Origin of the sequence: Streptomyces sp. NPDC091209 (genome assembly GCF_044757755.1) — a bacterium.
Taxonomy (GTDB): Bacteria; Actinomycetota; Actinomycetes; order Streptomycetales; family Streptomycetaceae; genus Streptomyces.
Genome location: NZ_JBIVVR010000008.1, coordinates 352,414 through 368,017, shown reverse-complemented (window position 1 = coordinate 368,017; position 15,604 = coordinate 352,414). Strand labels below are relative to the sequence as shown.

The window sequence follows — 15,604 nt, the reverse complement described above, 5'->3', positions numbered from 1 at the left end:
GCGGCGCGGCAGGGTGCGGGGTGTGCCTACTCTGCTGATCGTGCATCACACGCCCTCGCCCAACTGCCAGGCCATGTTCGAAGCCGTGGTCTCCGGCGCGACCGCGCCCGAGATCGAGGGCGTCCGGGTGGTGAGGCGGGCGGCGCTGGAGGCGACCGCTTCGGATGTGCTCGCCGCCGACGGCTATGTGCTCGGCACCCCGGCGAACCTCGGCTACATGTCGGGCGCGCTGAAGCACTTCTTCGATCAGGTCTACTACCCGTGCCTGGACGCGACGGCCGCGCGCCCCTTCGGCTCCTACGTGCACGGCGGAAACGACGTGACCGGGGCGGTGCGCGGCATCGAGTCGATCACGACGGGCCTCGGCTGGCGCCGCGCGGCCGAGGTCGTGAAGGTGACCGGTGAGCCGGGCAAGGCCGATATCGAGGCGTGCTGGGAACTCGGCGCGACCCTGGCCGCCCAACTGATGGATTGACCCGACTGATGCACTGACGCACGGGTGTGGGGACAGTCGGGGTGCGACCTTCGTGGCGTGGTCCCGCTGGTCCTCGGCGTTCTGGCCGTTCTAGGCGTTGGGTGCGAACGTGCGGGCGAGGTGGGCCGTCAGTTGCGCCGCGATCGGCGGGGAGAGCCGGGCGCCGATGTACCCGTCCGGACGGACCAGAAAGGCCGTCCCTCCGTCGGCGATCGCGTAGAGACGGGCGAACTCGCCGAGCGTGTCGACGTACGCCGGTGGACCGGACATGTCCGTGGCGGATCCGGCGGGCCGGATCACACAGGTGTCGACCCGGCCTTCGGAGAACTCGTGCGCCGCGTCGGCGAGTTGCCCGCTCCGCTCGCCGTCCCCGTACACCAGCAGGACATGTCCGCGATCGCGCAGGAGGTCGTACAGGCGCAGGGGAAAGGCGGCGATGCGCGCCGAGAGCCCACCGCAGTCAGGCGCCCGGTCGCCCGGCTGGGGTCCCGGTCCCCCGGACACGGCGTCCACGAGCGGGCTGCCGCGGTAGCCGACGAGGAGTTGGGCCTCGCGCAGCATCATGGTCTGCGGATCGATCCGGTCGGCCTGGACGCCCTGAGCGGCGTGCCGGACCGTGCGCTCGACGACTTCCTCACCGACCGGCCGCCGCTCGGTGTCGTAACTCGCCGTCAGGCCGCGGTGCGTGCCGCCCTCGATGGCGAGGGCGAGCTTCCAGGCCAGGTTCCAGGCGTCCTGGATACCGGTGTTCATGCCCTGGGCGCCGGTCGGGGGGTGGATGTGCGCCGCGTCCCCGGCGACGAAGACACGGCCGTCGCCGTACCGGTCGACGATCCGGTGGCTGATGCGGAACACCGAGGACCAGCGCAGGGCCGAGGCGGTCGTGGGCTGCGGGGACAGCCGGTCCAGTACGGCCTGGATGTCGGAGAGCGCGGGGGCGTGTCCGCTCTCCAGGCCGTGGACGACACCGTCGGCCGGCCCGTCCCGCCGCCCCGCCGTGGAGAGTTCGGGCGGGACCATCATCGACATCCGGTATCGTCCCCGGCCCGGCAGCGGGATGCACACCAGCAGGTCGTCCACCTCGCCGTCGGCGTCCCGGTGCATGGCGCGGACGCCGAACCCCGCGGGCAGGTCCCAGTCCACCTCGACGTCGCCGAGCATGTACTCCTCCGGGAACGCGCTGCCCTCGAAGGTGAGACCCAACTGCTTGCGCACCGTGCTGTGCGCGCCGTCGCAGCCCACCAGATAGCGCGCCCGGACCTCCTCCTCGGCGCCGGACGCCGACCGCAGGGCGACCGTCACGCCGTCGGCGTCCTGGCCGAACGAGACCAGTTCCGTGCCCCGTTCGATCCCGGTCCCGAATCGCGCGAGGAACCCGTCGAGGATGCGCTCGGTCTCGTACTGCGGCAACGCGGCGAAGCCGTACGGCACTTCGGGCGGCAGGACGAGGTCGATCCGGTCCTGTTCGACACCGTTGACGTAGGCCAGTTGCCCGTACATCGGTACCGCGGCCTCCAGGGCCGTGCGGGCCAGCCCCATGTGGTCCCAGATCTCCAGGGTGCGCGGCTGGATGCCCACCGCCTTCGCGTACGGGAGCCGGGCCGCGAGCCGGTCGACGATACGGCAGCGCACCCCGCGTCGGCGCAGTTCCGCGGCGGCGGTGAGGCCCACCGGGCCCGCGCCCGCGACCACCACGTCGGTTCCGAAGGTGTGCGCCACGGGAGCCTCCCTGCGTACGCCCCCTGTGCCGAGTGGATCTCCTTCCATCGTGGCCCTGTGGCGAGCGGCCCCGCTACTCGGGCACGGGCCCGGGCACGGGTGGCCCGCGCGCGACCGGGCGTGACCGAGCGCGATGGCACACCGGATGCGAACAAGGCAGGTGGAAGCCACGATGGTCGAGAGGGGCGGGCACGTGGTCTCACCCTGGACCGCCCCACGGGAGGTGCGCGGTGGCAGGCACCGGACCGGGCAGAAGGACGGGCAACATCTTCTTCGCGTTCGCGCCGTGGATCATCTTCGATGTCGTGGCGGGCCCCAGCACCTGGAAGTACGCGGCGCTGGCCGCCCTGCTGGCGTCGGTCGTGCTGAACGTCGATGACATCCGCCGCGGCCGGCCGAAGATCCTGGAGGTCACGGGCATCGTCTTCTTCGCCGTTCTCAGCGTGCTCGCGCTCGCCGTGGACCGGCACGAGCTCATCTGGCTGGAGACCTACGCACAGGTACTGGCGAACGGTGTGATCGCCGTCGTCGCCCTCGGCTCCCTCGCGTTCGATCCGTTCACGGCTCAGTACGCCCGTGAGTCGACGCCGCGCGAGTACTGGGACTCGCCCCCGTTCCGGCACATCAACCTCGTCCTCACGGCGGTCTGGGGCGGCGTCTTCGTGGGCATCGCCGTACTCGGCCTCGTCGCCGTCCACACCGAGGGCTCCTCGGACTGGCTGAACTGGGTGATCCCGGTGGCCCTCCTGGTCCTCGCCGTCAGGTTCACCGAGCGCTACCCGGACGAGTACACCGCACGGCACGGCACCGAGCGGGCCGCTGTCTGAAGGTCACACAGGTCCGCGCCGCCTCCTACTCCGCACCGCGCGCCGCCTCAGCGTTGCGCGGGAGGCGGCGATCCGTCCGCTTGGAGCCGGTGGTGGCCGTCCAGGGGACGGTGGGGGAGATGGAGGTGGTGGGTCGCGGTGCGCTCGATCACCAGGAAGGCCGCGTCGTCACCGGGCTCATGCCCGACGTGACGTACGAGGTCGTCGTGGATCCGGCGCAGCAGCACCTCGGGGCTGGAGGCGGGAAAGGTGGCGACCCGCTCGGCCAGGGGGTAGAAGGTCCCTTCCGGGGAGCGTGCCTCGATGAGGCCGTCGGTGTAGAGCAGCAGGAAGTCGCCGGGCTCGAAGGTGAACGGGTCGGTGCGGTGGCTGGCGGCGGGCAGCTCGCACATGCCCAGCGGGGGCACGGGGTGCCGTGCGTGCAGGACGGTGACCCGGTGGTCGCGCAGGAGCAGCGGCGGCGGGTGGCCGCAGTTGATCGTTTCGATCTGTGTGCCGTCGTCGGGGATGTCGAGAACGAGCGCGGTGATGAAGTGCTCGCCCGGATCGTGTGCGGTGTCGGCCACCTCGTCCAGGTCCCGGCACACGCTCACCTCCAGGGCCGCGGTCAGCTCCGGCAGGGTGGCGTACCGGTGGGCGCCCTCACGGAAGGCGCCGAGCAGCACCGAGGCCTCACCGATGGCGCCCAGCCCCTTGCCCCGGACGTCGCCGATGATGACGCGGGTGGAGGAGCCGGCGGCACGGGTGACCGCGAACAGGTCACCGCCGATCTGGGTGTCGTCCTCGGCGGCCAGATACAGCCAGGCCACGCGCAGCGGGCCGATCCGGCGCGGCGGGGGCCGCAGCAGAACCCGCTGCGCGGTCTCGGCGACCGAGCGTGCCCGCACCAGCTCCCGGGCCCGCCGCTCCCGTACATGGCACACGAACACCACCAGGGCGGAGAGCACCACCAGGGCGATGATCTGCGCGATGTGGTTGGTGGTGCCGATTCCGCCGTGCAGGATGGCGATGACCACCTGGGCGGCCACGGCCAGCACCCCGACCAGAGCCGTCAGCGCGGGGCCCGCGAGCGAGGCGGTGAGGGTCGGCGCGATGACGAGCAGCGGGCCGAGGTGGACGTCGGTGGGGGAGCGGATGTCCACCACGGTGATCACGACGATCAGCGCGAGCGGGATCGCCACCAGACCGCGGCCCGACGGTCGCTCCACGAGACGGTCCACTGACATGCGCCGGTTACCCACATGCCCCATTTTGTACCTGTTTCTGTGGCTGTGGGCTTCCCCGTGCCGTCCGCCGTCGACGGTCCGTTGCCGGCGTCGGTTCCCGGGTGACCCGGTCCGAGTGATCTCGGGCCGGGTCCGTCAGCCCACGATGCCGGGCCCGCGACGGACGGGCGTCAGTTCCACAGCGGGTAACTGACCGTGTGCGCGTATCCCTCCGGCCGGTCGTGGGGGTACACCAACGTCAACTGCGAGTAGTGCTGCAGTTGGGGCCTCTTCTTCCACTCCTGCGGGTGGTCCAGCAGGACGACGACGGGGTACGAGTGGAACTTGCCCGCCGCGCAGTACGGCTTGCAGTCGTTCACCATGTTGACGCCCTCGGCGACCGCGGAGTGCTGGTTCCAGTGCGACCAGTGGAGTGAGACGAGGCGGCTGTTGCCGTCACCGCAGGCCAGGATGAAGTTGGCGGGGCGCACATCCGGGTGCCAGAGGCAGTCCACGAGTACGGGGGTCGCCTGCCGTTGCTTCGCGGCGTGCGAGGCCGCGGGGGCGGCGGACGCGGTCCCCATCACTGCTGCGAGCGACGCGGCCGCGCAGACGGTGATCGCGGTCCGGATTGAGTTTCTGCGCATATCAGCTCCGTGCGGGACGCTCTGTCATGTGGCCGTCAGCGTTGCGGCTCTGCCTCGACGCTACGGCTTTGATGTGTGATGTTCCACTCGTACGGATTAACGACACCATTTCGTGAGAAGTGCCCAGGACCGGAACGCACCGGAAGTCACGGAGTTACCCGGCATTCCGCCGGGTATCCGGCCCCGGTGTCCCGCCTGGCACCGCCCTAGAATTCCTCCGTGATGAATAAATCCGGGCCGCAGCGCGGGCGCAGGCCGGGAAGCCAGGACACCCGCGCCGCGATCCTGGAGGTCGCGCGGCGCCGCTTCCTCGAGGACGGCTATCACGCGGTGACCCTGCGGTCCGTCGCCGGTGAGGCCGAGGTCGATCTCGCGCTGATCAGCTACTACTTCGGGTCCAAGAAGGGGCTGTTCGGCGCCGCTCTGGCGCTGGGCGCGAACCCGGCCGAAGTCCTCGCGAGAGTCATGGAGGAAGGGGACCCCGGTACGTTCCCCGAACGCGTCGTCCGCCAGGTCGTCGCCGTCTGGGACGATCCCGTGACGGGCCCGCCCCTCCTTGCCATGCTGAAGACCGCGATCGACGACGACTCCCTCGGCGGACTGGTCAGGGAGGCGGTCGAGCGCGAGATCGTGGACCGGATCGCGACCCTCGTGCCGGGACGGGACGCCCGGCAGCGCGCCGCGTCGTTCACGACCGTGGTCGCCGGGCTGATCGTCACCCGCTATCTGCTGCGCCTGGAGCCGATCGCTTCCATGACGACCGACGAGTTGGTCCGCTCCCTGAGCCCGCAGTTGCGGCAGGCCCTGCGCGGCCCCGGCCGCCCGACGCCGAACGCCCGACCGGCGCAGCGACGTGCGCCGCGCCCCTGACGGGCGGGGTGGCTTGCGCCGCGCTTGTGACGGGTGGGGGCGGCCTGCGCTGTGCTCCTGACGGGCTGGGCGCTCGGGGCCGTGTTCCTGGCCGGCGGGGGTGCCTTGCGACGCGTGCCGGAACCGGTGGGGCGCCCCGAGCCGTGTTCCTGACGGGTGGAGCGCCCGGAGCCGTACTCCTGGCCGACGGGGCGGCTTGCCCAGTGCCTTTGGCGGGCGGGGCGACCAGCGGCGAGCCGCTGACCGGTGAGGCGACAGGCCCTGCGTTCCTGACCGGTACGGGACCGGTGCCGTACTCCGGGATCCGCTCCCGGGGTTCTGGCGCACGTACGGCGGGGCGGGGCGGCGTGGCGTGGCGTGGCGAAGGCCGGCGCCTCGCTCAGTGAGAGGCGCCGGTCAGGACAGCTCAGGGGGTCGGCCGGGACAGCTCAGGGGGTCGGCCGGGACAGCTCAGAGGGTCGGCCGGGACAGTTCAGAGGTACGAGGGCTGCTCCGCCGCGCCGACGGCGTGCGGCACCTCGTGGTCGTCGGTGGACAGCTCCGGCCGCGGAGCGGAACGCAGCAGCAGGGCGACGGCGACGGCGGCGAGTACGGCGGCCGCAGCGGCGCCCAGGAGCGCGAGGTGCATACCGTCGATGAAGGCGGTCGTCGCCCGGCCGGAGACCGGGCCGCCGATGGTGTGCGCGGCGGCCAGCGAGGAGCGCGCCGCATCAGCGACCTGCTGCGGCAGACCGGGCAGGCTCAGGTGGTCGCGGTAGGCGGCACTGAGCAGGCTGCCGAGGACGGCGATCCCCAGGGCGCCGCCGAGTTCGCGCGCCAGGTCGTTCATGGCGGAACCGACGTTCTGCAGCGAGCGCGGCAGCGCGTCCGTGATGGACGTCGTGGCCGGTGTCATGGCCAGGCCCATCCCCGCGCCCAGTGGCACGAGACCGGTGGCGACGATCCAGTACGGGCTGGACGCGTCGAGTCGTGAGAGGACCCCCATGCCCGCCGCGACACCGGCCAGTCCGACCACCCACGGCCCCCGGAAGCCGAACCGGGCCACCAGCAGGGGAGCGGCGCGGGAGACCGGCACCATGGTCACGGCCATCGGCAGCATGGCGGTGGCCGCCATCAGGGCGCTGTCGCCCCGCACCAGTTGCAGGTACTGCATCATCACGAAGACGAACCCGAAGAACACGAAGAACTGCAGCATGATCGACAGCGAACCCGCGGCGAAGTGGCGGTTGCGGAACAGCCGGGGGTCAAGGAGCGGGTTCTCTCGGCGCAGCTCGTAGAGGACGAATCCCGTCAGCACGGCCAGGCCCAGCCCGATCCCCGCGAGCGTGACGGGGTCGGCCCACCCGCGGGTCGGCGCCTCGATGACCGAGTAGACCAGCGCGACCAGGCCCACCACGGCGAGGAGGGCGCCTCCGACGTCGAGCCGCGGCTGCTTCGGTTCCGCGGACTCGGGCACGAACAGCAGCGTCCCGACCACGGCGACCAGGGCCAGAGCGACGTTCAGCAGGAACACCGAGCGCCACGACCAGCCCTCCAGCAGGGCTCCGGTGGCGAACAGGCCCACCAGGGCGCCGGCTCCGGCGACCGCGGCCCAGACGCTGACGGCCCGTGCCCGCTGGGCACGCGGGAACGTGCTGGTGATCGTCGACAGGGTGGCCGGCATGACCAGCGCCGCGCCGACGCCGAGGACGCCCCGCAGGGCGATGAGTGTCGAGGGTTCGGTCGTCAGGGCGGCGGCGGCCGACCCGGCACCGAAGATCGCCAGTCCCGCGAGCAGGGCCCGCCTGCGGCCGAAACGGTCACCCAGGGCGCCGGCCGGCAGCAACAGGGACGCGAAGACGAGGCTGTAGGAGTCGATGATCCAGGACAACTGCGTCTGCGTCGCGTGCGTCTCGCGGGCGAGATCGGGCAGCGCCACATTGAGCGAGGCCATGGCCGCGACCACCGTGCCGAGGGCGACGCAGGTGACCACCAGGATCAGATGGTGACGGGCGGCCGGTACGGAACCGGCGGCAGGGGCGCGCGTGGAGGGCATGGTGCTCTGTCCTTCGTCCGAGCGGTCCGGGGGGATCCCGGTGCCTGGACCCAGAGTCGGGAGTCCGCCGAGCGATTTCCACGTTGATGAATTAGAGCTGCGCTCCGATGGACGGTGCCGAGGGACAGCGTTCGTACGCCACCCCTCGGCACCCTGTCGCACAAAAGCGCCGGTCAGCTCATCGCAGAGCCCGGCACGGCGGCCCACCCGGGACGAGTGCGCCGACGCCCCCGCCCCTGGATCGGCACAACTGACCTGCCCCTGTTGAATTTCTCGTCCCCCTGCTCGAAGCGTTCGGGGGAGCGCGCTCCGGATCTCGGGACCTCGGCGCCGTCCGCACGAGGACCCGGACCTCCGCGCGCGCCTAGGACCTGTCCTAAGCGCCGACCGGTCGCGCCAGTAGTTGTGTCACCTGCCGGTCGACGAGCTCCCAGGCCGAGGCCGGAAGCCGTCCGAAGGAAGCGCTCCGCAGTGTCCGTAGATCCTCTTCGACATCGCTGTGGCACACGGTGCTCTCGCTGAACACCTCGTCGTCGTCGCGGACGGCGACGCGCAGGCGCGTCCGCCCGCCGTCTGCGGAGTGCAGGGCGGCGGCGACGACGAGCGGCGATGGTCCGCCCGGCTCGCCCGCGGCCTTGTGGTAGCTGCTGGCGATCGGTGCGCGCCAGCGCAGGCTCAGCAGCAGGTGGCGCTTGGCCAGCACCTCGGCCAGATCGGTCTCGGAGACACCTTCGGGTTCCAGGATCACCGCCCGGGCGTCCAGGACGAGTGCCGCGGGCAGCAGACAACGCAGGGTGCTGCCGACGATGTTGCCGCCCACCGTGGCCGTCCGGCGTACCGCTCCGGTTCCCACGGTGGCGGCCGCCCGGCGCAGTACCTCCGGCACGCGTTCGTCGATACGGTTCAGCACGACGGCCGAGCCCAGGGTCTCGTGCCCGATCGCGTTGGCCTCCGGGAGGTCGCGCAGCGACATGGCGTGGTCGGGGAAGCCGTCCCGTTGCCAAGTGGCCCACACCAGCGTGGCGCCGCCTATCGGCACGGCCCCTTCGGTCATGCACTCCTGCGCTTCGGACAAGGACGTGGGCAGACGCAACAGCACGGCAGCCGACCTGCTTTCCTGGTGACTTGGCGGCGGGTACTCGGTGTCTGGGCCGCATGACCGTCGACAGGCGCATTTTCACCGTGCGGACGGGGGCGCGTACAGGGCACACTCATTCAACTGGTGCGCCCCGCCGGGCGGATGCGTTCACGATGAGGGCCTCCGCCGGTCCCGCACCAGTCGTTCGCACTCGTCGAGCGGCAGCCGCCCGCCACTTCCCTTTCCCACGCCTCGACCTGCTTCGTACCGCTGTCAACTGCCCTGGTGGCGGCCGGAGTAGGCCGCGCATCGCCCCTCGTGCCGGAGCGCGGTGATACGGCGTCCGAAGCAGCTCGTCAGCCAGGAATCGGTCGGGGTGTCCTCGACAGGACCGCGTGCGAGGACGTGCCCCTCGCGCAGGAGCAGGGTGTGGCTGACGGCCGGGGACAGCTCCTCCAGGTGGTGGGTGACCGTCGCGGTGGCCAGGTCCGGGCGGCTCACGGCCAGCCGGTGCATGGCCTCGACCAGGTCCTCGCGGGAGGGCAGGTCCAGGGCGTTGAACGGCTCGTCGAGCAGCAGCAGGGCCGGTTCGGCCATCAGTGCCCTGGCGATCAGGACGCGGGCCCGCTGCCCGCCCGAGCAGACCCCGTACGGCCGGTCGGCCAGCTCCTTGATGTCCAGTTCGGCGAGCAGTTCGTGGCCGTGCCGACGCACCTCGCGGTCGTACTTCCGCCACAGCGGTTGCACGGTGCCGGTGTGGCCCGTCAGGACGACGGCATGGGCGTCGAGGTCCTGCGGCACGCGCTGGGCCGTACTCACATGGCCGATGCGGGCCCGCAGTTCGCGCACGTCGACCCGGCCGAGCCGGGAACCGAGGACCTCGACGCTCCCGGTCGCGGGGTGCATCAGCGCGCCCAGCAGGGTCGTCTTGCCCGCTCCGTCGGCTCCGAGGAGGGCCCAGTGCTCACCGGCCCGGACCGTCCAGCAGCGAGCAATTTGCTGCCCGCGCGTCCGCTTCCTGGACGGTCGCGCGGGCTCGTGTGCGGAGGGAGGGGCGGCCCGTCTCCGGCCGCGACGGGTGGCGGTCGCGGCGGGACGGCGGTGGTGGAGGGGGTGGCGGTCACTGGAGGATATTGACGGCGCGGGCCACCACCAGCACCACGGTCACCAGCGACACCGTGGACTGGAGCATCATCAGCATCTTGGCCCAGCGGGACAGCGGCATCACGTCGGTCGGGCTGAACGCGGTGGAGTTGGTGAACGAGAGGTACAGGTAGTCCAGGAACGCCGGTTCCCAGTCCGGGGGCGCGGATTCGGGGCTCTGCATCTGTACGAAGAGGAAGTCGGGGAACTGATGGTGTCCCATCATCCGGTCCGCCGGTCCGCCGCGGTCCCACTCCCAGTACCACAGGGCGAACACGATGACGTTCGTCAGCCAGATGTTGCCGCCGGTCAGCAGCAGCGTCGCGGCGTCCGACCCCTCGGTGCCGTGCACCAGGCCCGTCACGAGCTGGGCCGCCGCCCAGCCGTTGGCCAGACTGATCAAGCAGATCAGAGCCAGGCCCAGCCACCGCAACCGCTTGTTCCGGGGCTCGACCCGCCGGGGGTTGGCGGCGATGAGACCTATCAGCAGGACCAGTTCCAGGACCGGCAGCGCCCAGGAGGGCAGCAAGGTCAGCCGTTCGGGCACTTTCAGCTGGAGGGCGACCGCCACCAGGATCGCGGCGGTCACCGCCCAGCGCGGCTCACCGCGCGTCACCCTCTGCCAGGCGGGTGCCACTTCGCGCTCGCCGGACTCCAGGAGCCGCTCGATCCTGACGAGCCGGCTCTCGGTGTCGTTCGATCTGTCGTTCATGCAGGTGATTGTCGCGTGTCACATGTTGATCATGTGACCGGCCAGCCCGTGAATGGCCTCCTTGACCGCCTCGCCGAGCGTCGGGTGACCGTGCACATTGCGCGCCACCTCGTGGACCGTCAGGTCCCACTGCTGGGCGAGCGTCAACTCCGGCAGCAGCTCGGTGACTTCGGGGCCGATCAGATGGGCGCCGAGTAGTTCGCCGTGGCGTGCGTCGCTGAGGATCTTGACGAAACCCGCGGTCTCGCCGAGGCCGTGCGCCTTGCCGTTGGCGGTGAACGGGAACTTCGCCACCTGGACGTCGAAGCCCCTGTCGCGGGCCTGCGCCTCGGTCCAGCCGAAGCTGGCGATCTGCGGCTGGCAGTAGGTCGCCCTCGGGATCATGACGTAGTCGAGTTCCATCGTCTCCGCGTCGGCGATCGTCTCGGCCGCCACGATGCCCATCGACTCGGCCGCGTGGGCCAGCATCAGCTTCGCCGTCACGTCACCGATGGCGTAGATGTGCGGCACGCTCGTACGGCAGCGGCCGTCGATGTCGATCGCCCCGCGGTCGGTGAGCTTCACCCCGGTGTTCTCCAGGCCGTAGCCCTGCACCCGCGGCTGGAAGCCGATCGCCTGCAGCACCTTGCCGGCCTCCAGCGTCTGCCGCTGGCCGCCCGTGGTCACCATGACCTTGACCCTGTCCCCGGAGTCGTCGATCGCCTCGACGCGGGTCGACGTGAGGACATTGACGCCGAGCCGCTTGTAGCGGCGGGCCAGTTCGGCGGAGACCTCCTCGTCCTCCAACGGAACGATCCGGTCCAGGAATTCGACGAGGGTGACCTCGACGCCGTAGTTGTGGAGCACATAGGCGAACTCGACGCCGATGGCACCGGCGCCCGCGATGATGATGCTGTCCGGGAGCGTGTCCGACAGGATCTGCTCCTCGTACGTCACCACACGCTCGCTCAGAGAGGTGCCGGGGAGCAGCTTGGTGGTGGCCCCGGCGGCGATGACGCAGTGGCCGAAGGTGACCGTTTCCGCGCCGCCCTCGGACAGGGCGACCTGGAGGGTGTGGTCGTCGCTGAAGGTGCCGTGGCCGGTGTACTGGGTGATCTTGTTCTTCTTCATCAGGTAGTGGACGCCCTTGACCCGTCCGTCCGCCACCTTGCGACTGCGGGTGAAGGCGGCGCCGTAGTCGAAGCTCACCTCACCGTTCACCTGGATGCCGAAGGTCTTGGCCTCCTGGGTGAAGATATGGGCGAGCTCCGCGTTGCGCAGCAGCGCCTTCGACGGGATGCACCCCACGTTCAGGCACACACCGCCCCAGTACTTCTCCTCGACGATCGCCGTGCTGAGTCCGAGCTGCGCGGCTCGGATCGCCGCGACATATCCTCCCGGGCCGGCGCCCAGGACCACCACGTCAAAGTGTGTGCTCATGGCGGCCAGCCTAGAACGCCCCGCCCCGGGATCGCCGATCCTGCTGGTCCGCCGGGCCGTGGCCCCGGCATGCCGAGGGCCCGTGCTCGCCGGGACGTCCGGGCCGGCCCCGCTCGGGGCCGGCCCGGACGCCGGATGTCAGACGAGGTCGAACCGGTCCAGGTTCATGACCTTGTCCCAGGCCGCGACGAAGTCCGACACGAACTTCGCGTGCGCGTCGTCGCTCGCGTAGACCTCGGCGATCGCGCGCAGCTCGGAGTTCGAGCCGAAGACGAGGTCGGCGCGCGTGCCGGTCCACTTGATCTCGCCGGTGGCGTCGTCGCGGCCCTCGAAGGTGGTCGCGTCCTCGGACGTCGGCGTCCACGTCGTGCCCAGGTCGAGCAGGTTGACGAAGAAGTCGTTCGTCAGCGTCCCGGGGGTTCCCGTGAGGACGCCGTGCGAGGAACCCTGGTGGGTCGCGCCCAGGGCGCGCAGACCGCCGACGAGGACGGTGAGCTCCGGCGCGCTCAGGGTCAGCAGGTTCGCCCGGTCGAGCAGCAGGTACTCGGCCGGCAGCCGGTTGCCCTTCCCGAGGTAGTTGCGGAAGCCGTCAGCGCGCGGCTCCAGCGCGGCGAAGGACTCCGCGTCGGTCTGCTCGTCCGTCGCGTCGACGCGGCCCGGGGTGAAGGGCACCTGGACGTCGTGACCGGCGTCCTGGGCGGCCTTCTCGACGGCCGCCACGCCGCCGAGGACGATCAGGTCGGCCAGCGAGACGTTCTTGGCTCCGGCGTTGAAGTCACGCTGGATGCCCTCCAGCGTGCGCAGCACCGACGCGAGCTGGTCGGGGTCGTTGGCCTCCCAGCCGCGCTGCGGCTCCAGACGGATGCGGGCGCCGTTGGCTCCGCCGCGCTTGTCGCTGCCGCGGAACGTCGAGGCCGAGGCCCACGCGGTGGAGACCAGCTCCGAGACCGTCAGGTCCGAGCCGAGGATCTTCGCCTTGAGCGTGGTGATGTCCTCGGCGCCGATGACCTCACCCGCCGCCTGGGGCAGCGGGTCCTGCCACAGCAGGGTCTCCTCGGGGACCTCCGGGCCGAGGTAGAGGGACTTCGGGCCCATGTCGCGGTGGGTCAGCTTGTACCAGGCCCGCGCGAAGGCGTCCGCGAACTCGGCCGGGTTCTCGTGGAAGCGGCGGGAGATCGGCTCGTAGATCGGGTCGAAGCGCAGCGACAGGTCCGTCGTGAGCATCGAGGGAGCGATCTTCTTCGCGGGGTCGTGGGCGGCGGGGACGGTGCCCTCGCCCGCGCCGTCCTTCGGCTTCCACTGGTTGGCGCCCGCGGGGCTCTGGGTCAGCTCCCACTCGTAACCGAAGAGGTGGTCGAAGAAGCTGTTGCTCCACTGGGTGGGCGTGGTGGTCCAGGTGACCTCCAGGCCGGAGGTGATGGCGTCCGCGCCCTTGCCCGTGCCGTACGTGCTCTTCCAGCCAAGGCCCTGCGCCTCGATCGGGGCGGCCTCGGGGTCGTCGCCGACGCTCTCCGCCGGGCCCGCGCCGTGGGTCTTGCCGAAGGTGTGGCCGCCCGCGATCAGGGCGACGGTCTCCTCGTCGTTCATCGCCATCCGGCGGAAGGTCTCGCGGATGTCGCGGGCCGCGGCGAGCGGGTCCGGGTTGCCGTTGGGGCCCTCGGGGTTGACGTAGATGAGGCCCATCTGGACGGCGCCGAGCGGGTTCTCCAGCTCGCGGTCGCCGGTGTAGCGCTGGTCGTCGAGCCAGGTGGTCTCGGGACCCCAGTACACGTCCTCCTCGGACTCCCACACGTCCTCGCGGCCGCCGGCGAAGCCGAAGGTGTCGAAGCCCATCTGCTCCAGGGCGACGTTGCCGGTGAGGATCATGAGGTCGGCCCAGGAGAGGTTCTGGCCGTACTTCTTCTTGACGGGCCACAGCAGACGGCGGGCCTTGTCCAGGTTGCCGTTGTCCGGCCAGCTGTTGAGCGGGGCGAAGCGCTGCTGACCGGCACCGGCTCCGCCGCGGCCGTCGCTGATGCGGTAGGTGCCCGCGCTGTGCCAGGCCATACGGATCATGAAGGGGCCGTAGTTGCCGAAGTCGGCGGGCCACCAGTCCTGCGAGGTGGTGAGCACCTCGGCGATGTCCTGCTTCACGGCCGCGAGGTCGAGGGACTCGAAGGCCGCGGCGTAGTCGAAGTCCGCGCCGAGCGGGTTGGCCACGGCGGGGTTCTTCGCGAGGATCTTCAGGTTGAGCCGCTCCGGCCACCACTGGCGGTTTCCACCGCCCTGGGTCGGGTGCGGGGCGCGCCCGTGCGCGACGGGGCAGCCGCCTCCGGCCTCCGTTTTCGCGTCGGTGACGATCGCATCATGGTTCTCAGACATGGGAATCCTTCCAGGCGGGGCGGATCTCGGTGCTCAGAGACTGCGGGTGGGGGAACAGCCGGGGCGGGGGCCCCGGCGGCCGGCCCCCGAACCATCGACGGAGTCGACGGGGAGGCCATGGTCTTCGGACGGGAACGGGCAGGGGGCGCGGCCGGCCGCACAGCCGGGGGCGGGGCCGCGGCACACCGCGCGCGACGGGCCGGCGGGACCGGTCCGAGGCGGGGTACGCGTCCCGCCGCGGCGAGCGGACGGAGGGCCGAGTACGACGTACGGGGGGATGCGGCGCCCGGTCGGCGCACCCTGGCAGCGAACGCGTCGTCGCCGGGGTGGCCCAGGGCTCCGGGAGGGGCCCGAGCAGCGTGTCATGGGCGGCCGTCACGCGCAGGCCGACGCCGCGTGGTTCCACGGCGGTGGTCCCGACATCTCTGTCTCTCCTGCCCGTACTGGAGTCTCTCTGTCCCTTGGCCAGTGCCAAAACCGATCCTACAATGGACAGAGTCCAAGTCAAGAAGGGCGCCAACCCCGTATCCGATCGGACCCCGGATGCGCACCGATAAACTGCGCGTTCCCCCTGATCCCGAAAAGGTGAACCCATATGAGTGACCTGCTGGAGCGACTGCGAGGACGCGGCTGGCGGATGACCTCCCAGCGGCGTGTCGTTGCGGAGGTCCTCGACGGCGAGCACGTCCATCTCACGGCCGACGAGGTGCACGCCCGCGCGGCGGAGCGGCTGCCCGAGATCTCCCGGGCGACCGTCTACAACGCCCTGGGGGAGCTGGTCTCCCTCGGCGAGGTCATCGAGGTGTCCACCGACGGCCGCGCCAAACGCTACGACCCCAACGCCCACCACCCGCACCAGCATCTGGTGTGCTCCAACTGCGGCACCGTGCGAGACGTCCATCCGACCGGAAACCCGCTGGCCGACCTTCCGGCCACGGAACGATTCGGTTTCACGGTGGCCGCCGTCGAGGTCACCTACCGGGGGCTGTGCCCTTCGTGCGCGTAGGACCCCGTCCGGCGGCCGGCGGGCGCGTCCGTGATCCGGCCGGCGGCGCGCTGTGCTGTGGCGGCCCGCCTCGTGATGCCTAAGCTTCCGCCGTGAACGACACCACA

The 15,604-nt window shown here is 71.1% G+C and carries 13 protein-coding genes; 4 read left to right on the top strand and 9 right to left on the bottom strand.

Annotation, left to right across the window (positions count from 1 at the left end):
• Nucleotides 1–22: 22 nt before the first annotated feature.
• Nucleotides 23–475 (top strand): flavodoxin family protein, encoded by a 453-nt coding sequence (locus ACIQRL_RS25000; RefSeq protein WP_401335223.1) that lies wholly within the window; start codon nt 23–25, stop codon nt 473–475.
• Between the two features lie 90 nt (nt 476–565).
• Here ACIQRL_RS25000 and ACIQRL_RS24995 read toward each other — a convergent pair whose 3' ends face one another.
• Complete coding sequence (locus tag ACIQRL_RS24995; RefSeq protein ID WP_401335220.1) at nt 566–2,194, bottom strand: FAD-dependent monooxygenase; 1,629 nt, start codon at nt 2,192–2,194, stop codon at nt 566–568.
• A gap of 230 nt (nt 2,195–2,424) precedes the next feature.
• Here ACIQRL_RS24995 and ACIQRL_RS24990 point away from each other — a divergent pair, with 230 nt between their 5' ends.
• On the top strand, nt 2,425–3,021 hold the full coding sequence (locus tag ACIQRL_RS24990) for a hypothetical protein (RefSeq protein ID WP_401335218.1): 597 nt from the start codon (nt 2,425–2,427) through the stop codon (nt 3,019–3,021).
• A gap of 47 nt (nt 3,022–3,068) precedes the next feature.
• On the opposite strand, the gene ACIQRL_RS24985 is transcribed toward ACIQRL_RS24990, so the two are convergent.
• Both ACIQRL_RS24985 and ACIQRL_RS24980 read right to left on the bottom strand, forming a co-directional pair.
• The gene (locus ACIQRL_RS24985; protein WP_401335216.1) at nt 3,069–4,247 is read right to left on the bottom strand and encodes a PP2C family protein-serine/threonine phosphatase; all 1,179 of its coding nucleotides are present in this window, start codon (nt 4,245–4,247) and stop codon (nt 3,069–3,071) included.
• 170 nt (nt 4,248–4,417) lie between these two features.
• Nucleotides 4,418–4,873, bottom strand: coding sequence for a hypothetical protein (locus ACIQRL_RS24980; RefSeq protein ID WP_401335214.1), 456 nt, complete (start codon nt 4,871–4,873; stop codon nt 4,418–4,420).
• Nucleotides 4,874–5,095: 222 nt separating this feature from the next.
• Here ACIQRL_RS24980 and ACIQRL_RS24975 point away from each other — a divergent pair, with 222 nt between their 5' ends.
• The gene (locus ACIQRL_RS24975) at nt 5,096–5,743 is read left to right on the top strand and encodes a TetR family transcriptional regulator (protein WP_401335533.1); all 648 of its coding nucleotides are present in this window, start codon (nt 5,096–5,098) and stop codon (nt 5,741–5,743) included.
• A gap of 472 nt (nt 5,744–6,215) precedes the next feature.
• Here the strand turns inward: ACIQRL_RS24975 and ACIQRL_RS24970 are convergent, their stop codons facing one another.
• From ACIQRL_RS24970 to katG, 6 genes are all read right to left on the bottom strand, one after another.
• Nucleotides 6,216–7,778, bottom strand: a complete 1,563-nt coding sequence (locus tag ACIQRL_RS24970; protein ID WP_401335212.1) for an MFS transporter — start codon at nt 7,776–7,778, stop codon at nt 6,216–6,218.
• A gap of 376 nt (nt 7,779–8,154) precedes the next feature.
• Nucleotides 8,155–8,877 carry an FAD binding domain-containing protein gene (locus ACIQRL_RS24965; RefSeq protein ID WP_401335209.1) on the bottom strand — a complete coding sequence of 241 codons (723 nt, stop codon included), beginning with the start codon at nt 8,875–8,877 and terminating at the stop codon, nt 8,155–8,157.
• A 252-nt stretch (nt 8,878–9,129) separates the two neighbouring features.
• A complete protein-coding gene (locus ACIQRL_RS24960) occupies nt 9,130–9,852 on the bottom strand; it encodes an ABC transporter ATP-binding protein (protein WP_401335530.1) in 723 nt (240 codons plus the stop codon).
• A gap of 124 nt (nt 9,853–9,976) precedes the next feature.
• Nucleotides 9,977–10,711, bottom strand: a complete 735-nt coding sequence (locus tag ACIQRL_RS24955; protein WP_401335206.1) for a hypothetical protein — start codon at nt 10,709–10,711, stop codon at nt 9,977–9,979.
• 18 nt (nt 10,712–10,729) lie between these two features.
• The gene (gene lpdA / locus ACIQRL_RS24950) at nt 10,730–12,130 is read right to left on the bottom strand and encodes a dihydrolipoyl dehydrogenase (RefSeq protein WP_401335203.1); all 1,401 of its coding nucleotides are present in this window, start codon (nt 12,128–12,130) and stop codon (nt 10,730–10,732) included.
• Between the two features lie 138 nt (nt 12,131–12,268).
• Nucleotides 12,269–14,491, bottom strand: a complete 2,223-nt coding sequence (gene katG / locus ACIQRL_RS24945; RefSeq protein WP_401335200.1) for a catalase/peroxidase HPI — start codon at nt 14,489–14,491, stop codon at nt 12,269–12,271.
• Nucleotides 14,492–15,086: 595 nt separating this feature from the next.
• Here katG and ACIQRL_RS24940 point away from each other — a divergent pair.
• Nucleotides 15,087–15,497, top strand: coding sequence for a Fur family transcriptional regulator (locus ACIQRL_RS24940; RefSeq protein ID WP_401335198.1), 411 nt, complete (start codon nt 15,087–15,089; stop codon nt 15,495–15,497).
• Nucleotides 15,498–15,604 lie beyond the last annotated feature (107 nt).